The organism is Mycoplasma sp. CB776 (assembly GCF_054343395.1).
In genome coordinates this window covers 17,823-38,375 of sequence record NZ_JBTGVD010000003.1, presented here as the reverse complement: position 1 = coordinate 38,375, position 20,553 = coordinate 17,823, and the positions used below count along the sequence as shown (strand labels likewise).

The 20,553-nt window shown below is 23.7% G+C and carries 18 protein-coding genes; 13 read left to right on the top strand and 5 right to left on the bottom strand.

The annotated features are described in order from the left end of the window. From ACXX86_RS00685 to ACXX86_RS00660, 6 genes are all read left to right on the top strand, one after another. The gene (locus tag ACXX86_RS00685) at window positions 1-840 is read left to right on the top strand and encodes a hypothetical protein (RefSeq protein ID WP_458560948.1); all 840 of its coding nucleotides are present in this window, start codon (window positions 1-3) and stop codon (window positions 838-840) included. A gap of 11 nt (window positions 841-851) precedes the next feature. Next, on the top strand, window positions 852-1,679 hold the full coding sequence (locus ACXX86_RS00680; protein ID WP_458560947.1) for a hypothetical protein: 828 nt from the start codon (window positions 852-854) through the stop codon (window positions 1,677-1,679). Window positions 1,680-1,691: 12 nt separating this feature from the next. Beyond that, entirely contained in the window at window positions 1,692-2,528 is an 837-nt protein-coding gene (locus ACXX86_RS00675) for a hypothetical protein (protein ID WP_436358856.1), read from the top strand. Window positions 2,529-2,530: 2 nt separating this feature from the next. Further along, window positions 2,531-3,379, top strand: coding sequence for a hypothetical protein (locus ACXX86_RS00670; RefSeq protein ID WP_458560539.1), 849 nt, complete (start codon window positions 2,531-2,533; stop codon window positions 3,377-3,379). Window positions 3,380-3,568: 189 nt separating this feature from the next. Further along, window positions 3,569-5,053, top strand: a complete 1,485-nt coding sequence (locus tag ACXX86_RS00665) for an MYPU_1760 family metalloprotease (RefSeq protein ID WP_458560946.1) — start codon at window positions 3,569-3,571, stop codon at window positions 5,051-5,053. A gap of 1 nt (window position 5,054) precedes the next feature. After that, window positions 5,055-5,570: a DUF402 domain-containing protein gene (locus tag ACXX86_RS00660; RefSeq protein ID WP_436358859.1), complete on the top strand. Its 516-nt coding sequence runs from the start codon at window positions 5,055-5,057 to the stop codon at window positions 5,568-5,570. Between the two features lie 33 nt (window positions 5,571-5,603). Here the strand turns inward: ACXX86_RS00660 and rpsT are convergent, their stop codons facing one another. Then, window positions 5,604-5,879, bottom strand: a complete 276-nt coding sequence (rpsT, locus tag ACXX86_RS00655) for a 30S ribosomal protein S20 (RefSeq protein ID WP_436358860.1) — start codon at window positions 5,877-5,879, stop codon at window positions 5,604-5,606. 119 nt (window positions 5,880-5,998) lie between these two features. Then, window positions 5,999-7,576, bottom strand: coding sequence for a DUF31 family putative serine protease (locus tag ACXX86_RS00650; protein WP_436358861.1), 1,578 nt, complete (start codon window positions 7,574-7,576; stop codon window positions 5,999-6,001). 116 nt (window positions 7,577-7,692) lie between these two features. On the opposite strand from ACXX86_RS00650, the gene ACXX86_RS00645 reads away from it, so the two are divergent. The 7 genes from ACXX86_RS00645 to ACXX86_RS00615 all read left to right on the top strand — a co-directional run bounded on the left by ACXX86_RS00645 (window position 7,693) and on the right by ACXX86_RS00615 (window position 17,319). Further along, complete coding sequence (locus ACXX86_RS00645) at window positions 7,693-9,714, top strand: GGDEF domain-containing protein (RefSeq protein ID WP_458560945.1); 2,022 nt, start codon at window positions 7,693-7,695, stop codon at window positions 9,712-9,714. Then, window positions 9,695-10,135 (top strand): 50S ribosomal protein L9, encoded by a 441-nt coding sequence (rplI, locus tag ACXX86_RS00640; protein WP_436358863.1) that lies wholly within the window; start codon window positions 9,695-9,697, stop codon window positions 10,133-10,135. The genes ACXX86_RS00645 and rplI overlap by 20 nt, the downstream gene beginning before the upstream one ends. Then, on the top strand, window positions 10,128-11,456 hold the full coding sequence (gene dnaB / locus ACXX86_RS00635) for a replicative DNA helicase (protein ID WP_436358864.1): 1,329 nt from the start codon (window positions 10,128-10,130) through the stop codon (window positions 11,454-11,456). The genes rplI and dnaB overlap by 8 nt, the downstream gene beginning before the upstream one ends. A gap of 1 nt (window position 11,457) precedes the next feature. Continuing rightward, window positions 11,458-12,687 carry a CNNM domain-containing protein gene (locus ACXX86_RS00630; protein ID WP_436358865.1) on the top strand — a complete coding sequence of 410 codons (1,230 nt, stop codon included), beginning with the start codon at window positions 11,458-11,460 and terminating at the stop codon, window positions 12,685-12,687. A gap of 70 nt (window positions 12,688-12,757) precedes the next feature. Beyond that, the gene (gene tig, locus ACXX86_RS00625) at window positions 12,758-14,182 is read left to right on the top strand and encodes a trigger factor (RefSeq protein ID WP_458560545.1); all 1,425 of its coding nucleotides are present in this window, start codon (window positions 12,758-12,760) and stop codon (window positions 14,180-14,182) included. A 58-nt stretch (window positions 14,183-14,240) separates the two neighbouring features. After that, window positions 14,241-16,886 (top strand): preprotein translocase subunit SecA, encoded by a 2,646-nt coding sequence (secA, locus tag ACXX86_RS00620; protein ID WP_436358867.1) that lies wholly within the window; start codon window positions 14,241-14,243, stop codon window positions 16,884-16,886. Continuing rightward, window positions 16,870-17,319: a hypothetical protein gene (locus tag ACXX86_RS00615; RefSeq protein WP_436358868.1), complete on the top strand. Its 450-nt coding sequence runs from the start codon at window positions 16,870-16,872 to the stop codon at window positions 17,317-17,319. Before secA ends, ACXX86_RS00615 begins: the two co-directional genes overlap by 17 nt. 288 nt (window positions 17,320-17,607) lie before the next feature. Here ACXX86_RS00615 and ACXX86_RS00610 read toward each other — a convergent pair whose 3' ends face one another. From ACXX86_RS00610 to def, 3 genes are all read right to left on the bottom strand, one after another. Next, a complete protein-coding gene (locus ACXX86_RS00610; protein WP_436358869.1) occupies window positions 17,608-17,781 on the bottom strand; it encodes a hypothetical protein in 174 nt (57 codons plus the stop codon). 310 nt (window positions 17,782-18,091) lie between these two features. Beyond that, window positions 18,092-19,753, bottom strand: a complete 1,662-nt coding sequence (locus ACXX86_RS00605) for an IS1634 family transposase (RefSeq protein WP_436358870.1) — start codon at window positions 19,751-19,753, stop codon at window positions 18,092-18,094. A 221-nt stretch (window positions 19,754-19,974) separates the two neighbouring features. Continuing rightward, window positions 19,975-20,532: a peptide deformylase gene (gene def / locus ACXX86_RS00600; protein WP_436358871.1), complete on the bottom strand. Its 558-nt coding sequence runs from the start codon at window positions 20,530-20,532 to the stop codon at window positions 19,975-19,977. Window positions 20,533-20,553 lie beyond the last annotated feature (21 nt).

The window sequence follows — 20,553 nt, the reverse complement described above, 5'->3', positions numbered from 1 at the left end:
ATGAAAAAAATTAAATTATTAATCCCTGTTGTCATTGGTGGTTTATCTTTATTTTCTTTTATTTCTTGTCACGAAAATAAAGAAAATATACAGAAAAAAGATAATGAATTTAAATTTATTTTCGAAAAACCTGCTCACAATAAATATCATAATCCTGATGAATTATTTAAAGAATGAAATCAAGTTAAATACAAAAAAGACTTTTTAGGTGTTGATGGAAAATGAAAAGTGGATAAAAATCATTTAACTACTTTTTACTTTGCAAATCCTTTTAAAAAAGAAAATTCCAAATATGATTTTAGTTTATCCCCTTTTAGTCAAGAAGATAAAAAACATATTTTTGATTTTGATTACAATCATTTAGGTCAATTCATTGCAATAAGTAACTATAATCAATTTAAATTTTTTATGAATGATTTACGCGTTGCTTTTAATTTTAAAAATTTTAAATCAATTAATGGAAATGATTGAATTCCATATTTTATTCACTTCTATGATGTTGACGATTTTGAAACTAACAATCCATTTTATGCAATAAAAAACTCATTAATTCAATCAATGATTAAAACAACTGATTTAGATAATGAAAAAGTAATAGAAGAAAAATTAAAAAATTATTTTTCCAAGAAGATAGTGTTATTTTCCTTATTTACTGATGGAAGAAGTTATTATACTGAAGTAATAAAAAATGTTCACATAAAATTTCCTAAAACAAATAATCTTAAAGATTTAATAGAAGCAAATTTAACTAATGAAAAAAATCAAAATAAATATATTTCAGACAAAGATAATAATGCACTTGCTTTTGAATTTCATGAATTAGAAAAAGAGAATAGTTAAGGAGAATAAAAATGAAAAAAATTAAATTAACATTACCAGTACTTACAACAATTTCAGTATCAACTTTTCTCGTTTCTTGTCACGAAAATAAAGAAAATATACAGAAAAAAGATAATGAATCAAAATTTATTTTTGAAAAACCAACTCACAATAAATATCATAATCCTGATGAATTATTTAAAGAATGAAATGAAATGAAATACAAAAAAGATTTTTTGTACGATAATCGTGTTTGAGATTTAAATAAAAATTATTTAACCACTTTTTACTTTCAAAATCCTTTTAAAAAAGAAAATTCCAAATATGATTTTAGTTTATCTCCATTTAATCAAGAAGACAAAAAACACATTTTTGACTTTGATTTAAACCATTTGGGTCAATTTATAGCAATAAGTAACTATAATCAATTTAAATTTTTTATGAATGATTTACGTACTGCTTTTAATTTTAAAAATTTAAACAAAGTTGATACTTCTCTTCTATTTTTTGATTATGATTTTTTAAATAATTTTGAAACTAATAATCCGTTTTATGTAATACAAAAATCATTAGTTGAATCTATGATTAAAACAACTGATTTAAATAATAAAAAAGTAATAGAAGAAAAATTAAAAAATTATTTCTCTAAAAAGATAGTATTATTTTCTTGTTTTACAGAAACAAGAAACAGATTTACTGAAGAACTAAAAACTGTTGATATAAAATTTCCTAAAACAAATAATCTTAAAGATTTAATTGAAGCAAATTTAACTACTAATAAAAATCAAGATAAATATGATCGCGATTGAGATGATCCACTTGTTTTTGATTTTTATGAATTAGAAAAAGATAATAGTTAAGGAAAAATAAAGATGAAAAAAATTAAATTATTATTACCAGTACTTACAACAATTTCAATATCATCTTTTCTCGTTTCTTGTCACGAAAATAAAGAAAATATACAGAAAAAAGATAATGAATCAAAATTTATTTTTGAAAAACCTGCTCACAATAAATATCATAATCCTGATGAATTATTTAAAGAATGAAATCAAGTAAAATACAAAAAAGATTTTTTAGAAAAAGATAATGTTTGAGAAGTACATAACAATCATATTGATACTTTTTATTTTGCAAATCCTTATACACAACAAAATGAAAAGCAAAATTTTAATTTATCTCCTTTTGTTAAAGAAGATAAAAAAGAAATTTTTAACTTTGATTTAAATCATTTAGGACAATTTATAGCTATTAGTAATATAGATCAATTCAACTTCTTTATGAATGATTTAAGAACTTCTTTTTTTCTTAAAACAACAACAGCACCAGCTAATATAGCTCTTATTTTTTATGATGAAAATTTGGATAAAAATATAAAAACTAACAATCCTTTTTATTTAATGAAAGAAAGATTGCTAAATAAAATAATCAAGATAAATGATGGCGAATCAGAAGAAAACATAAAAAATAAATTAAAAAAATATTTTGAAACTAAAATCCTTATCTTTTCTTTATTTATAGATGATAGAGATGGAGTTAAGGAATATGTTAAACAAGTAAATATAAAATTTCCTAAAACAAACAATTTAAAAGATTTAGTTCAATTAAACTTAAAGAATAAAAGCAATGGGCAATATATTCCAAAAAACAATCTCCCATTAACTTTCGAATTTCATGAATTAGATAAAGAAAATAGTAAAGGTAAATAAAAATGAAAAAAATTAAATTATTAATTCCTATTGTAACTGGTGGTTTATCTTTATTTTCTTTTATTTCTTGTAATGAAAATAAAGAAAATATACAGAAAAAAGATAATGAATCAAAATTTATTTTTGAAAAACCAACTCACAATAAATATCATAACCCTAATGAATTATTTAAAGAATGAAATGAAATAAAATATAAAAAAGATTTTTTAGGCGTTGATGGAAAATGAGAAGTAGATAAAAATCATTTAACTACTTTTTACTTCGAAAACCCTTTTAAAAAAGAAAATTCAAAATATTATTTTAGTTTATCACCATTTGGTGAAGAAGATAAAAAACACATTTTTAACTTTGATTTAAATCATTTAGGACAATTTATAGCTATTAGTAATATAGATCAATTCAACTTCATTATGAATGATTTAAGAACTTCTTTTGCATTGAAAACTTTTAATAAAAAAGATATGAATGATACACATGTTATTCCACTTTTTCGTGAAAATATTAAAAGTGAAAAAATTTTAACTAATAATCCTTTTAGTTTAATAAAAGAGTATTTAATAAATGCTATTATCAAAAAAACAGATAAAGATACAGAAGAAACAATTAAAGAAAAATTAAAAAATTATTTCTCAAATAAAATAATATTATTTTCTCTATTTTTAGATGTAAGCAGTCCATTTACTGATGATATAAAAGAAGTAGAAATAAAAATACCTAAATCAAATAATCTTAAAGACTTAATTTTATCTAATTTAAATAATTATAATGATCAAGAAAAATATAATGAAGAAGAAAATAATGAAAAATTTCCACTTGCTTTTGAATTTCATGAACTAAATAAAGAAAAATAAAATGTAAAAAGTTTTCTTATGTAATGATTCTTATTAATTGAAAAGTAATAACAATATCAAGTAAGTATAAATTTACCAGTGATTTTACACCGGTATTTTTATTTAATAAAAAGAAATATAAATATTTTTAATACAAAAAGATAGAAAGTTTTATAATTTAATAAAAATAGTAGAAAGATTAACTTTAATATGTTTAATAAAAAAATAAAATCATTTTTGTATTTTTTTTCTTTTAGTTTGCCTGCTATTGTTTTTACTTCTTGTGATTATTCAAAAAATAAAGAACAAGAATTTATAAAAATAGAGCAAAAATATTTTAATTTTGATTTGATTGAATATAAAAAAGAAGATTATTTTTTATCTAAAAATGGACTTCAAAAGTTTTATGAAAGAATTAAAAAAGATTTATTTTATGGATCAGAAATAAATTTTTTAAATAAAATAATAATTGATAAAAATTTAAAAGAATTTTCAAATACAAAGGAAAGACAGGGTTTTTTTATTTCAAACACTAGAGAAATATATTTAAATTCTGATTCTTTACAAAACATAAAAAATGAAGATGACAGAATAGAAGTTTTGTTTCAAATTTTATATCATGAATATTTTCATTATATCGATTCCACTTATCTTTCCAATTATAAACAAGGATATACAATCAAAAACAGTAAATCAACTAAAACTTATAATAAAGAATTTATAGATAACTTTTTAAGTGATTTAAGAATAACAGATGACAGATTTTCAAATTATTTCCCAAATAAAAATTTATTAAATTCAAGTAATATTTTTAACGATGTTACAATAAAAGAAATTTTGGAAAAATCATTAACAAATAAGTTAAATGAAATAAATTTTGAAAATAAAAATTTGCAAATTATGAATGAAAAATTTAAAAACTTAAATAATTTTATTCCTTTAAGTTATTATTTTTCCTTTGAAGAGTTTTTTGCAAACGAAGCATATAAACATTTTTATATAGAAAAAAGAAATAATTTAAATAATGATAAAAATTTTTATTTAAATGACTCTTTATGAACAACAACTTTAACTAGAGAAGATGGTTTAACACATTTAGAAGATAATTTTATTATTAATGATTCTGCTTTTGGTGGTTATATTACAAAAAATGATTCAGTAATTAAATTGGACAATAAAATTAAAGATTTATTTATTCATTTTTTAGAAATAATGAATTATAAATTGAATATCAGTGGGATTTATAATTTAAATAATAGAACATATATTAATGATAAATTAGAAGGAAATATAGATAATAATAAATTATTTTTTAGTGGTTATACAAAAGAAAAATATGATGGCTTAATTTTCAAAAATAAGGAAAATTCCTTTAAAAAATTAAATTTAGTTTATAATGAAAGTAATAATTTAAAAGCTAAATTAAATAAAAATGATCAAGATTATAGTCTTTTTCCAGAAGAAAAATATTTAAGTTACTATACAAATAGTTATTTAAATATGGAAGAGATGAATATGGATTTTAAACCTATGTTGTGAAAAGACTTAAATAATAATGGTAAAATAGAAGAAAAAGAACTACATAATTTAAATAATTTTTCAAGTAATTCTAATTATGGTCCAAGTTCAAGTAGAAGTTTTTTAACTAATAGTGAATCTTTAACAATAAGAAACAATAAAATTATCAAGGAGTAAAATGCAATATAAAAATTTTGTTAATATACAAGCATATAAATATAATGGAAAATTATATAGACAGTGAAGTGGTGGAAAAATATTACAAGAAACTGAAAATCATGTTGTACTTTATATGAATAATAAAACAAAAGTTATGGAAAAAAACTTTCAAAAATGATCTATTAGAGAAGACACACTGTGATTTTTTCATAAAAAACATTTTTTTAATGCTTTAGTAACTATTGTTAACAAAAAATTTTATATCTATATAAATTTAGCATCTCCTTTTTTTGTAGAAGAACACACTGTAAAATTCATTGATTTTGATTTAGATATTAAGGTTTATCCTAATAAAGATTTAAACATAATAGATAAAATAGAGTTTTTATCAAACGCAAAGAAAATGAAATATTCTCAAAAAACTATTGATGTTGTTTTTGAAGAATTAAAATTTTTAATTAATTTGTATTATAAGGAAACCTATATTTTTAATAAAAAATATTTAAAGTATATTCAAAGCAAAATAGATAAATAAAAAAACTCCTTTTGGAGTTTTTAATTATCTTAATTAAGCAACATTTGCACTTAAATGTTTGGAAACAAAAGCATCAAGTCTTGAAGTTTTTCTAGAACCATTGTTTTTGTGTAAAACACCTTTAGAAACAGCAGTATTAATTTCTTTATGTGCTTTAGCAACTAATTCATTTACATTAGTAGCATTTTGCACTGCAGCTAGTTTAGCTTTTTTAATAGCTCCACGAACTCTTGATTTAATAGCATTATTTCTTATTCTAGATTTTTCATTTGTTTTGATTCTTGTTATTTTTGATTTAATATTTGCCATTCTATCTCCTTAATGTTTTGTTTCTTAATTATACAATAATTTTTTGTATTTTTAACTATAATATTTTACATTATTTTTATTTTTTGGAAAATAATATTTTTTATTTCAAAAAACTTACTTTATTTTTTTATCAAAGAATTATTAAAAGCAACAATTTCATTGAAATGTTGTTTTAGTCAAGAGTGATTTTGATCTACATTTTTTAAATAAAAAATCAAAGGGCTTTTATCTTGTTCTTTTTCTAGTAATCTGTGAATATTTAAAGTATTAAAATTTTCATCATCGTGTTTTAAACCTGCATTAGATGAAAAGAAAATTCCCACTGCTTGTTTATTTTGATTAAAAACACCAGCTCCGGATGCTCCTTTAAAAAACAAATTAGACTTTGGTACTTTAACATAGTTATCTAAATCTTGATTAGCTAAATATATTGTTTCAATAGATGGAGAATCCTTATCAATTGAATTCTCTATATCAAAAGGTTTATTTGTAAGTTTTTCATTGTCTTGAAATCCTTGGTTGATTACTGGCATATTATTGATTATGCTAATACCATTTTTATAAAAGCTTTTGGTTAATTTAAATCCATCAACTTTTTCAGTAACTCTTGTACTCTTATTGTTTTCTAAATCATCTATTTTTACAGGAAAACCAAAGGAAAAAACTTTTTCACCTTCAATTTTTTCTAAAGTTGTATTTACAGTATTTATTAGTGTTGGAGACTTATCATATTCTTTTAAAAAAGCGGGTTTTTCCACATTATCTTTTAGTTTTATTTTAATAACTGCAAAATCTGATCCTGAAAGATATTCTTTTTCTGAAGGTTTACCATTTTTTAGATCAAAATAATTATAAAAAGTACTTTGATAACTAAGCGGTTTAATAACTTCAAATGATTCAAATATATTGGTTTTATCTTTAAAAACGTCAAAATTTTCATTGAAAGTAGCATCTTTATAATTATAAAAATCATTTTGTCTATTTTCAGTGATTTCTTTTGTTCTTTTACCTGCGTCATTTATAACATAAGGATCATTTTTGTATTCTGGATAATTTTCTAAACCAATTAGTGATAAAGTTCTTATATCATGTGAACTAAAATAATTTTCTGGCATTTCTCCATTGTAATTTGGTTTGAAAATTCCTTGAGAATTGAAATTATCTAATTCTTCTTCTGAAATATTTTGATAAAAGTAATTATCATTTTTATTATTTAAAAGCTTTACAGAATTAGTTTTTATTATTGGTTTATTTATGAAAGCTGCTGCATGAATATTTGTAGCAATATAATAAACTCTTTCATCTGTTGGATCTTTATCTAAAACTCATCCGGTAGCAAATTCTGTTTCTAAATTTGAAATTACAAATTTTCTTCTAGAATCATCAGAATAAAGTTCTACAAAGGTTTTTACATATTCAATTTGAAAACTTCTTTTTTTAATAAAATCAGTCACAGAATCACTATTTTCTGTATTTTTCTTGTATATTTGTTTAATTTCTTCTAGTTTTGCATTGTCTAAAACAGAAGAATTGACTTCAAGTGAGAAGTTTGGATTTTCTACATTAATTTCTTGCTTTTTCTTTTCAATTGTTTCTTTTTCTTCTTTTTTAACAAAAGGAAAAGAACAAGAAACAAGAGATGTACTTACTAATAAAACAGAAGAAAAAGAAAGCAAAAATTTAGTTTTTTTATTCATAATAAAGAACCTTTCAAAAATATTTTATTAATTATAAAGTAAAATAAAAAAGTTTTTCAAAAAGAAAATATAAATTATGTTTTTTAAAATAATAGTTTGTTTTATAATTTAATAATATGAGTAAAAAAGCAAAGATTTTAATATACTTTTCAATCAACGTTTTTTATTTGATATTATTTGCAGTTATTTTTATTGTTTTATATCAAATAGATTTAATTTCCAAATTTCTTTTATTTGGTTTTTTTGTATTTTGATTAATTGTTGCAACTATAAGTTTATGTTGACTTTTATGAGTATTTCTGCATAAAAGTTCCAAAATTCAATCTTCTTTATATGAATATATTAATGATGTTGTTGAAGAAAATAATTTAGGTTTAGTTTTACATACAACAAATGGAAAAATTATTTGAGTTTCTTCATTTATAGAAAAAAGGTTTTCTAAAAAATGAATAGGAAAAAATATTGATGATGTTCTGAAAAATAAAGTTAAAGCAAATGAAGAAAATTTAGTAGGAGATGGTTCTACTTTCTCTGAAGATGGTTATGCTTATACGATTAAAAAATATAGAGATAAAAATGCTATTTCTATTAGAGATATAACTTTATATCACAACCTTTCTGAAAGTTACAAGAAAGATAAAGTTGTAATTGGAGAAATTGAAATAGATAATTTTCAATTATTACTTTCTACATTAGGAGAAGAAGATTTTTTCAAGGTAAAAACATCTGTTATTAATTTACTTGATGAGTTATCTAAAAATTATAATTTCTCTTATCGTCAATATATTGAAGGAAAATTTTGAGTTGTAACTAGTTATGAAACATTCGCAAAATTAAAAGCAAAAAACTTTTCTATGTTTAATGAAATGGTTGTTAATTTAAATAATTCTAGTTATGAAGCAAAACAAGAAGTAACTTTATCGGTTGGTTTTGTTCATGGAACAAATGAAATTTCTAAATTAAATCAAATTGCAAAAGATGCAATAATTTATTCAAAAACTAGAGGTGGGAATCAAATTACAACTATTAAATATGGTTCTAGACCTGTTGTTTATGGTTCAAATAGTGAAATAAGCTCCAATTCAAGTAGAAGCGAACTAAACTTTGTATCCAAAAAAATGCTTGCAGTTTTAGAAAATCCAGAAGTAGAAAATATCATTTTATATGGGCATAAATATGCAGATTTAGACGCTGTGGGTTCTGCTTTTGGACTTGGTCAATTTTTAATTAATTATGCTAAAACCAAGTTTAATTTAGAAAAGAAAATGTATATTCAAAATGTAACTTTTGATTCTACAACAACACATTTTTTAGAAACCAATTCTCAATATATAGATAAAAAAATATTCATAAAACCTTCAACAGCATCTAAATATACAAACAAAAACACAATGATAATAATTGTAGATACAGCAGAAGCAACAAGAATTGAAAATCCAAATGCTTTTAATACTGCTGATCCAAAAAAAATATTTATTTTTGACCATCATAGAGTGGTTTCAGGAAAACCTGAATTTCTTTCTAAAGGAAATGATTATATTGAAACCACTGCTTCTTCTTCATCTGAGATAGTAACAGAGGTTATAGCACTTAATTCAGATGGTGAAAACAGAATAATTTCACCTTTTAGTGCCCAAATGCTTTTAAATGGTATTTATATGGATACTAATCAATTTAAAAAATCAACAACTATGAAAACATTTAATGCAGCTTCAATTTTAACTAGATGAGGGGCTCAAAGTGCTAAATCTATTGAAACTTTAAAGATAAGTGAAGAAATTTTTAATATAATTAATAAGATAACTAGAAATGTAGAAGAAGTCAAGCCAGGATTTTTACTTGCTTATACAGCAGAAGAAATTGATTTAGATGTTGTGTCTATGGCGGCTGATTTTATGTTAAATATCCAAGGAAGAAAAGCAACTTTTGTTGTTGCTAAAGTAGTAGGAAAAGATAGATTTAAAATGTCTGCAAGAGGTATAAACAATACTAATGTGCAAATTATTGCAGAAACAGTTGGTGGTGGTGGTCACTTCTCTGCTGCTGCTGCAGAAAGCACAACAGAAACATTAGAAGAATTTGTAGACAATATAAGACAAGCGATAGTGAGTGTGAAAAATGAAAGTAATAATAATTAAAGATTGTAAAGACGGAAAAGTTAATGAAGTAATAGATGTATCCGATGGATATGCAAAAAACTTTTTAATCAAAAATGGTTTAGCTATTCCTGTAAACAAAAAAACATCTTTATATTTAAATAAAAAAATAGAAATTTTAGAACAAGAAGAAGAGAAAAAAATTCAAGAAGCTGAATTATTAAGAGATCAAATTCAAGCTATAATTTTAACCTTCAAATTAAAAGAAACAAATAATGTAGTTCATGGTTCAATAACAGCTAAAAAAATTATTAAAGCTCTTGAAGATATGGACATTAAATTACCTAAACATTCTTTAGAAGAGCATGTTCATATTGTAAGTATGGGATTAACTGTATTGAATGTTAAACTACACAAAAAAGTAATAGCTCATTTAAGAGTTAAGGTTGAAAAAGATGAGTAAAAGTTTATTTTTACCTAAGGAAGTAGAGAAGTCGATCCTTTCTTATGCTTTATCATCAGAGGAAGATCAAGCAAAAATTATTCCTTTTTTACAAAAGGAAGATTTTTACGATTTCAAAAATCAAATTCTTTTTGAAGCATTAAATAATTTATATTTTGCTTCTAAAAAAATAAATTATGTTTCAGTTATTAAAGAACTGGATGAAATGAAAAAACTAGAAGAATTTGGTGGAGCAGCTGAAATAGCAGAATATACAAGCGAAATTCCCGTTTTTTCTACAGTTAAAGAAGTAATGAATGATCTTGTTGAAAAAGCAACATTAAGACAAGCATCTATTGTTTTAAAACAAAGTTTTCAACAATTATCAGAAGCAAATAAAACTGCAGATGATATTTTAAATGAATTTGAATCCAAGATGGTTCAAATCACTAGAAATGTTCAAAATAGTGATTTTCAAAATATGAGAGATGTTGCTGCAAACATCTTAAAAGACTTGCTTTCTAGAAAAGATAGTACTAGTTTAAAAGGAATTAGTACAGGATTTAGTAATTTAGATAAAATTACTTCAGGTTTTCAAAAAGGTGACTTAATTATTTTAGCAGCAAGACCAGCGATGGGAAAAACCGCATTTGCGTTAAATTTAACAAAAAACATTGTTGAGCAAAACAATAATGTTGTTGTTTTCTTTTCTTTAGAAATGCCAAGTACTCAATTAGTAACTAGAATATTAGCATCTGAGTCAGGAGTTCCTGGAGATTATTTAAAAAATCCACAATTTTTAACTAATGTAGATTGAATTAAAATTTCCACAACTTTGAATGAAAAAATCAGCCATTATAACTTATTTATTGATGATTCAGCAGGAGTTAAACTCCATGAAATGATTTGAAAAACAAAAAAATTATTAAATAAAATGAAAAAAATAGACTTAATAGTGGTGGATTATTTACAATTAATAGATCTTGGTGGTTCTAATAATAGACAATTAGAAGTTTCTAAAATTTCTAGAAGTTTAAAACAACTAGCAAGAGAAATTAATTGCCCCGTTATTGCTTTATCTCAATTATCCAGGGACGTAGAAAAAAGAGAAGATAAAAGACCTATAATTTCAGATTTAAGGGAATCTGGAGCAATTGAGCAAGATGCTGATATAGTTGCGTTTTTATACAGGGAAAATTACTATAAAAAGGAAATTTCCCCTTATGACATTCAAGAAACAAAATTAATTATTGCAAAGCATAGAAACGGTGCCATTGGTGATTTATCATTACAATTTAATCCAAAAATAGGTCTTTTCTTTGAAGAAGGAGAAACAAACTAGAATGAGTTGGTCGAAAATTATATTTATAATAATTTTAATTTTCTTATTAGTTCTTTCAGCGTTTTTTTCAGCTTCTGAAACAGCTTATTCAACTGTTTCTAGGGCAAAATTAGAAGAAAATTTAAATAGCAAAAAACACTTTCAAAAAAAAGTGATAATTAAAAGATATGAGATGTTCCCATCTACATTATCTACAATTTTAATAGGAAATAATATAGTAAATATTGGTTCTTCTGTAATTTTATCCTCATTGTTTTCGAGTTGAATAACAGAGGAAACTTTTGAAATTATCGTTTCTACTTTAGTTATGACTCCTATTATTGTTATTTTTGGTGAAATGATGCCCAAAATTTTAGCAAGAAAATATCCAATAAAATTTTTACAGTGTACATATTTATTAATTTTATTTTTTCATTACTTATTTTGACCATTAACTTTTTTAATTTCAAAATTCGTTAAATCAGATCAAGTTACTAATACAGAAAATGAACTTAAACACATTTTAGATTTAGGTTACAAAGAAGGTGTTTTAGAAAAAGAAGAATCTATTCTTGCAAGAAATGCACTAGATTTTGATTCCATAAAAGTAACTAAGCACTATGTTAGATTGAAAAAAATAACTTATGTTTCTTATGAAAATAGTTTAGCAAAAATTAAAGAAATATTCCAAAATACGGGATTTTCCCGTATTCCTGTTCAAAAAAATAAAAAATTTGTAGGTATAATCCTTTTAAAAGACATTTTCGGTTTATCTGATGAAGAAACTTTTAATATAGATGATTACATTGTGGAAGTTCCTTATATTTCTTCAAATTCTTTATTAAAAGTTGCTTGAAAAAAAATGAAAGAAAATAAAAGTCAATTAGGTTTTATCACTAAGAGTAATGATGATAAAAAAGTTATTGGTTTAATAACTTTAGAAGATATTTTGGAAGAACTTGTTGGAGAAATATATGATGAACATGATTATAGAGACGAATTAGATTTTTATGAGTTGGAAGAAAGTTCAAAAATCATGGTTAAATATTCTACAGCTATCTCTAAAATTAATGATTTTTTCTCAATAAATTTAGACGAAAATGAAAATGAAAATATTGGTTCTTTTTTAGAGAAAACAACAAACAAAAAATTAACTTTAAAATTCAAATTTAATATTAATAACTTATATTTTAAAGTTGTTGAAAACAAAAGAAAAGAAGAACCTAAAATAGAAATTTGAAAAGAAGAATAAAAAATTATAAAATACAAAAAAATACTTTATAATTAAATATATTATTAATAAAAACAGAGGAGTTTTTTATATGGCAAAAAGAAAAATGCTAGCTGAAACTGCAGAATTAGTAATAACAGTTGAAGCAGATAAACAAGAATGATTAGATGCACAAAAAAAAGCAAAAAACAAATTATTAAAATCAGTACAAATTCCTGGTTTTAGAAAAGGAAAAGTTCCTTTAGCAAAAGCTGAAAGTTTAATTTCAGAAGGACAAGTAATTCAAGAAGCAGCAAATTCAATAGCTCCTAAATTAGCTTCTTTAGCAAAAGAACAAATTATAGAAAGTGATAAAGTATTGGATGAAGCAGCTTTAAATCCAGTTAAAGTTTCAAAAGAAGAATTAGTAATAGAATTTAAATATCCAGTTTATCCAGAATTTAAAATTTCTAACTACAAAGGATTAGATATTTCTTATGAAGCACCAACTGTTTCTAAAGAAGAAATTGATTCTGAAGTAGATAAAATTGTAAAATCTCATTCACTTTTAATAAGCTCTGATAAAGCAATTGAAAATGGAGATGTTGTGCTTTTTGATTTTAAAGGATTTATTGACAATGAACCATTTGAAGGTGGAGAAGCAGAAGATTTTGAATTAAAAATCGGTTCAGGAAATTTTATTAAAGGATTTGAAGAATCAATGATTGGTTTTGTAAAAGGTGACAAAAAAGAAATTAAAGTGACCTTTCCAAAAGATTACCATGCAAAAAACTTTGCAGGTAAACCAGCAATATTTAAAATTCATGTAAAAGATGTTAAAAAATATGAAAAAGTAAAATTAGATGATGCTTTTGTTTCTGATTTAAAAATTGAAAATGTTTATACAGTTTCTCAATTAAAAGAATATCTAAAAAAACTTTTACTTGAAGAAAAAACAGAAAAATCAAAAATTGATTTTCAACACAAAGTATTTCACAAAATTTTTGAAAATACAACAATTCCTTTAGCTTCAGTTTTAATTAACAAAGAAAAAATGGCAGTTCAAAGAAAAACAGAAGAAAGATTAAAAGAACAAGGTTTTTCACTTAAAGAATATGCTGATTTACTTAAATTAGACACAAAAACATTAAATGACACATTTGAAAAAGAAGCAATTCACAACTTAAAAACATCATTAATTTTTGCTGAAATTTCAAGAATTGAAAAATTAGAAGCAACAGAAGAAGATTATAAAAAAGAATATGAAAAGTTTGCAAAACTTTACAAAACAACACCAGAAGCTGTTGAACAAATGGTTTCAAAATTCCAATTACAAATTCCTATCATAAACAGAAAAGTTATCGATAGATTGATTGAATACAATTCAGGAAAAATTGGACAAAAAATGAAAACAATAGTTTCTAAAGTTAAAAAAGAAGAAAATAAAGAAACAAAAACTTCTAAACCAAAAACATCAGTAAAAAAACCTGTTTCTAAAACAGTTAAAAAAGAAACTAAAAAAACTTCTTCAAAATAAGACCTATTGGTCTTTTTTTCTTTTTTTTCTTCATAAAAATAGTAAAATTTAAAATAATATGTTACATAAAATTAAAAAATTCTTTTCAACATCCACAGAGATGAAAATCGCAAGAAAATTGCTAAAAGAAATAAATGAAAAAAGATCCATTTATTCTTCAATGAGTAATGAAGATTTACAGAATCAAACACAATTATTTAAAGAACGTTTAAAAAATGGTGAAACTCTTGAAGATATCAGAGTTGAAGCTTTTGCAGCAGTTAGAGAAGCTACAAAAAGAGTGTTAAACAAATTCCCATATGATGTACAAATTTTGGGTGGTTTAATTTTGGATCAAGGTTCAATTGCAGAAATGAAAACAGGAGAAGGAAAAACTATTACTTCTATTGCTCCTGTATATTTAAATGCACTTGAAGGTAAAGGGGTAATTGTTTCAACAGTTAATGAATACCTTTCAGAACGTGATGCTACCGAAATGGGTCAAGTGCATAATTGAATGGGTTTAACAGTTGGAATTAATAAATCACAGATGGATTCTTTAACAAAAAAAGCTGCTTATGCTTGTGATATTACTTATTCCATTCACTCTGAATTAGGTTTTGATTACTTAAGAGACAATATGGTTACACAAAAAGAATCTAAAGTACAAAGAGGACTCAACTACGCTTTAATAGATGAGGTGGATTCTATCTTAATTGATGAAGCTAAAACTCCTTTGATTATTTCTGGTGGTGAAAAAAGTGGTGGAAATAATTATTTTATTGCCGATCAATTTGTAAGAATTCTTAAAGATGAAGATTTTGATATTGATTGAGAAAGTAAAGCAGTTAAATTAAATGATAATGGAATAGATAAAGCAAATCATTTTTTTAATATTGAAAATCTTTATGATATTCAACATTCAGAATTAGTTCATAGCATTCAAAATGCCTTAAGAGCACATAAAATAATGAAAAAAGATGTTGAGTATATTGTTCGAGATGGAAAAATAGAACTAGTAGATACATTTACTGGAAGAATAATGGAAGGAAGAAGTTATTCTGAAGGACTACAGCAAGCTATTCAAGCCAAAGAAATGATTAAAATAGAACCAGAAACTAAAACTTTAGCAACAATAACTTATCAAAATTTTTTCAGGATGTTTAAAAAACTTTGTGGTATGACAGGTACTGCCAAAACTGAAGAACAAGAATTTATTGATATTTATAACACAAGAGTAAATGTTATTGAAACTAATAGACCAATAAAAAGATTTGATGATACTGATTTAATTTTCCCTTCTGCAAGAGCGAAATATAAAGCAATTGTTGCAGAAATAAAAGAAAAATATAAATTGGGTCAACCTATCCTTGTAGGAACTTCACAAGTTGATGAATCAGAATATTTACATTCACTTTTAGTTAGAGAAGGTATTCTACATACTGTTTTAAATGCTAAACAAAACGAATATGAAGCAGAAATTATTGCTAATGCCGGAAGAGTAGGATCAGTTACAATTGCAACAAATATGGCAGGTCGTGGAACCGATATTAAACCTACTCCAGAAGCTTTAGAAAAAGGTGGATTATATGTTCTTGGAACAGATAAATCTGAATCAAGAAGAATAGATAATCAGTTAAAAGGAAGATCAGGAAGACAAGGAGATGTAGGTTATTCCCGTTTTTTCCTTTCTATTGAAGATCAATTAATGACAAGATTTTCTCAATTTGATCAAATTAAAGAAAATTTTGGAAGTGATAGTGATGAACCTATTCCAGGAAAGTCTATTTACAAATTTTTCCAAAGAGCACAGAAAAAAATAGAAGGTTTAAACTACGATAACAGAAAAAATGTTTTAAGTTTTGATGACGTTATTAGACAACAAAGAGATTTAGTTTATACACAAAGAGATATTATTTTAGAAAGTGAAGAATTGGATCATTATATCATTAGAATTATTGAAAGATCAGTAGATAATTTTATGAATTTTGATTTCATTTTAAAAACAAATAAAGAAGTAAAATATGATGTTTTAACTAAATTTTTAAATGAGAATTTTTCAAGAATTTCTAAAGTAGAATTTACTTATAAAGAAATAAGTGAACATCATTATGATGAATTGATTGAATATTTAAAAGAAAAAATGAAAGACATTTATTTTAACGTATTAAGAGTTAACTTGATCGAAAATTTAAAAGAAGAATATGTAAAATTAGAAAGACAAATTTTACTTGGTGCACTAGATCAAAAATGACAAAATCATATTGATATTATTGATAAATTAAGATCATCAGCAAATCTTGTACAATATTCACAAAAAAATCCATTCCAAATTTTCACTGAAGAAGCAACTAAAAAATTTGAAGTATTTATTGATGAAAGTTCAGATCAAGCAATATTAAACTTATTTAATAACTCATATGCAAGAAAAATAGAGTATATGAATATAGAGTTATCTAACGGACGAATTTTAACATTAGAAGTAGGAAAATTTCCAGAAGAAATTCAAGCAATCATAGATATGGAAGAAGAAAAAATCAGAATAGCAAATGAATACCAACAACAAATGAAACAAGTAACACTTATTGATGGAAAAATCCTTTCTGTTCCTAAAGATATGGATGATGAACAATTGAAAAGAATTATCATAGAAGAAAACGCAGCTATTTTGGAAAGTCAACAAAGATTATTAGAAGAAGAAAAAAACAATGAAAAAAAAGATTAATATAATAGTATTAATCTTATTTTTTATATCTTTCATAGCTGGATTAATTGAATTATCTTTTTATATTTATAACAACTTAATTAACTACTTTTGATTGATAGTTAACATTGCTTTACTCTTTTTACCTTTTGTAATCATAATAATTTTTTTAATTTTTATTAAACAAATTTATCCAAAAATTAAAAATCATTTTATTAAAGATCAAAGATTTCATAGTGATCTTTGTAAATTTTTAAATAGAAAAAAACTAAAATTAATTTTTATAGTTCTTTGATTTATGCTAATTTTGATAAATATTTGATTAGCTAAATTGTGATGAGACAACTGAAAAAATCAGATAATTACAATTTCATTTTTATTTGAGAATATGTTGTTTTTTAGTTGTCAATGAGTTTGAGTAAAATATAAATGTTCTGAAAAAGAAAATAAATAATTATAATTTTTGTTAAATTAAAAATTAGCAAGTAAAAAAATAAATTAAAAAGTGAAAACTACCGTAAAACAGCATTATTTGGAAATTTTGAAACTGAACTGGGAAACAAAAAAAGTCAGCAAATAAATGCTAACTTTCTTATAATGTTTCAAGTTCTTTTTCTTTTTTTCAAGGTTGCTTTTTATCAATATGATCAATAAATAATTTACCCGAGTTTCCCGGTTTTACCTAAAATTAATAATAAAAAAGAGTAGATTTTACTCCACCTAATTTATTTATAAGATATTGTTATTTTTTAGTATCTTGCTCTGTTTTTTCAACTTCTTTATTTTTATTATTGTATAGTGAACTTGATTTTGTTTTTTTACCAAATTTTTTAGCAATAAACATTACAAAAAGAACAATCATACCAGTAATCACTAAAAAACATACAATACCGGTAACTGCTATTATAACATCCATATTATTCTCCTTTCTTATACTCAATTCTACAAAAAAAAAAAAAAACAAAGCATTTGATAAAAAATCTGTAATTACAGATATAAAATGTCACTTTTCCCGAGTTTCCGAGTTAATAGCAAAAAACACAAAATCAACCATTTTTTTGGTTGATTTTATTGTTTTTGTTTTTTCTTTATACCATTTTTGATAAAACTCTTTTTATATCGTATCAATATTTGATATTATGGTTGTTTTCATCAGTTTTATCCGTCTTTCCCAGTTTCAAGAATTAAAAAACCGTTTACGCCTGTTTTATGGGGCAAAACGGTTTTTATTTATCTGATTTAATTACAATTTTTTTGATCTCATCATACTTGTTTCAAAGATCTATATCACTTCCTGATTTTTCTCTTTTTCTTTCTATTTCTTCTCCGGTAATGTTATTTATAAATATTTCTTCTCTTACTAAACTTAAAATTTTAATAAATTGTCATTCAGTAAGATGGTTATTAATTCTGTGTTTGAAATAATATTCATTTGTTTTATGAATAAATAATTTTAAAACGACTAATGAAGCAAAACATAAAAGTGTGTGAGCTACAATGTGACTATCTAAATAAACATAAGTTGGTCTTATTGCTAAATAACTTTTTAAACTCCTAAAATTTGATTCAATTTGTCATTGCTTTGAATATAAATGAATTATTTGAGATTCACTTAAATTTAATAAATTAGTTTCATATACATAAACACCATCGAATTCTTCGTCTCTTTGAATTTTCTTGTAATCCAATTCAAATTTTAATTTTGATATTTCAGTAAAGTATTTACATTTTTTAGTTCCAAGCATTTTTGAAGAATCAACAGTTCCATCTTTATTTTGTTTCTTTTTGAAATTATTAATTAAATTTTGTCTATCTTCTCTATCTTTTAAAGCTCTTGATTTGCTGATAGTTACAATTCGTCTTCTGACATTTTTTGTAACCCTTTTGTTTTTAAAAGCGGAAAGGAAATCTGTAGATTTGTATTTTAAATTATCATTTACATAAACATAATCTTTCTCGTTCAAAACATATTCTTTGAATTCTTTAGAACTTGCTTTTGCTTTGTAAGAAATGATGAAACCATAACCTTTTTGCTCTAAAAATCTGATATTTCCGGACGTACTCATTCCACGATCGGCAATTACAGTTATGTTTTTAATTTTATACATTTGCTCAAGTTCAAGCAAGAATTCAATCATAGTTTTTGAATCTGGAGTATTACCACTAAAAACTTTAATATGGAAAGGGACTCCATTTCCATCACATGCTAAGGCAATTACAATTTGATCTTCTTTGAACTTTCCATCTTTAGAATAACTAGTTTGTCTATAACCCATTATTTGAAAAGATTCAAAATAAACAGTTGATGAGTCAAAATAAATCTCACTTAAATTTCTATTTGTTTCTTTTAATACCATTTGATGTAGTGCATTTACAAGATTTGCTTGATTGTTTTCAACAATATCTAGAAGTCTATAAAAACTATTTTTTGATGCTGAAATATCACTATTAAATTCGCCTTGTTCACTAAAAGAAGAAAAAATACTTGAAGGATTATAAATCCTTTTTGCAACTAAAAAATTGAAGATTTTTTTCATTTCTTTATGCCTTGTTTTCTCAAAAGACTCAAAAATGTTGTGTTTATTGAGTAACTCTTCAATTAGTTCGTATCCGACATTTTTATTTACTCTTACAAGTTCATCGCTTTCTAAAGCTTCTAATAATGCAGACTGAACTCTTTCTTTTTTATCCAGTGAAGAAAAAGATTTTAGTTTTTCTTTTAGAATTTCTACTGCATTTTCTTTTTTCTCAAGTAATTTTTCTAAGTTTCCAAGACTGAATCATCTTGTTGGTGCTTTTCCAAAACCAGTTGTTCATCCAACGTATTTATAAATTACACCTTTTTTGTTTCCTGAAACATTAAATAATATTAAATTTTTCTTTTCCATCCTTATATTATACCACAAAATGCAATTAAGTGCAATTATTTTTTTATTTTTTTTAATAAAAATTACTATATATAGTAAAAATTTATAAATTCCTATTTTATTCTAATTTCTTAGGGAAAACTGGGAAACTAAAAATCGAAAACCACTGTAAAACAGCGTTATTTGGCAATTTTGAACCTAAATTGGGAAAGAAAAAAGTCAGCAAATAAATGCTAACTTTCTTATAATGTTTCAAGTTCTTTTTCTTTTTTTCAAGGTTGTTTTTTATCAATATGATCAATAAATAATTTTCCTTGTAAGTGATCAAGTTCATGTTGAAAAACAATTGCAACATATCCTGAAACGGTTCATATTTTCTTTTCTTTACTAAAATATGAATAACCTTCAACTTTAATTATTTTTCTTCTTCTAACAAAACCTTCTTGATGAGGTCATTTTTCATTAACACTTAAACAACCTTCACCATGATGAAGAGCTATTTTGTCTTCAGAAAAACCAAGTATTTTTGGATTTATAATAATATCTCTAAATACTATATCATCAGGACCGTTATTCACATTAATATAGAACATATTTTTCAATATTCCATATTGAACAGCAGCAACTCCAACACCTGGTCTATACATTTTTTGACCTTCAACTTGTGAATAGTCAATGTGGTCAATCATTTGTTGTGCTAGAAGTTCATCTTCTTCAGTTAATGGTCAAGGAACATCAATTGATTTTTCTCTTAGAACATTATTTGGTAATTGAATTATTTTAACTTTTTTTCTATTCATATGTATATATTATAAACAAAT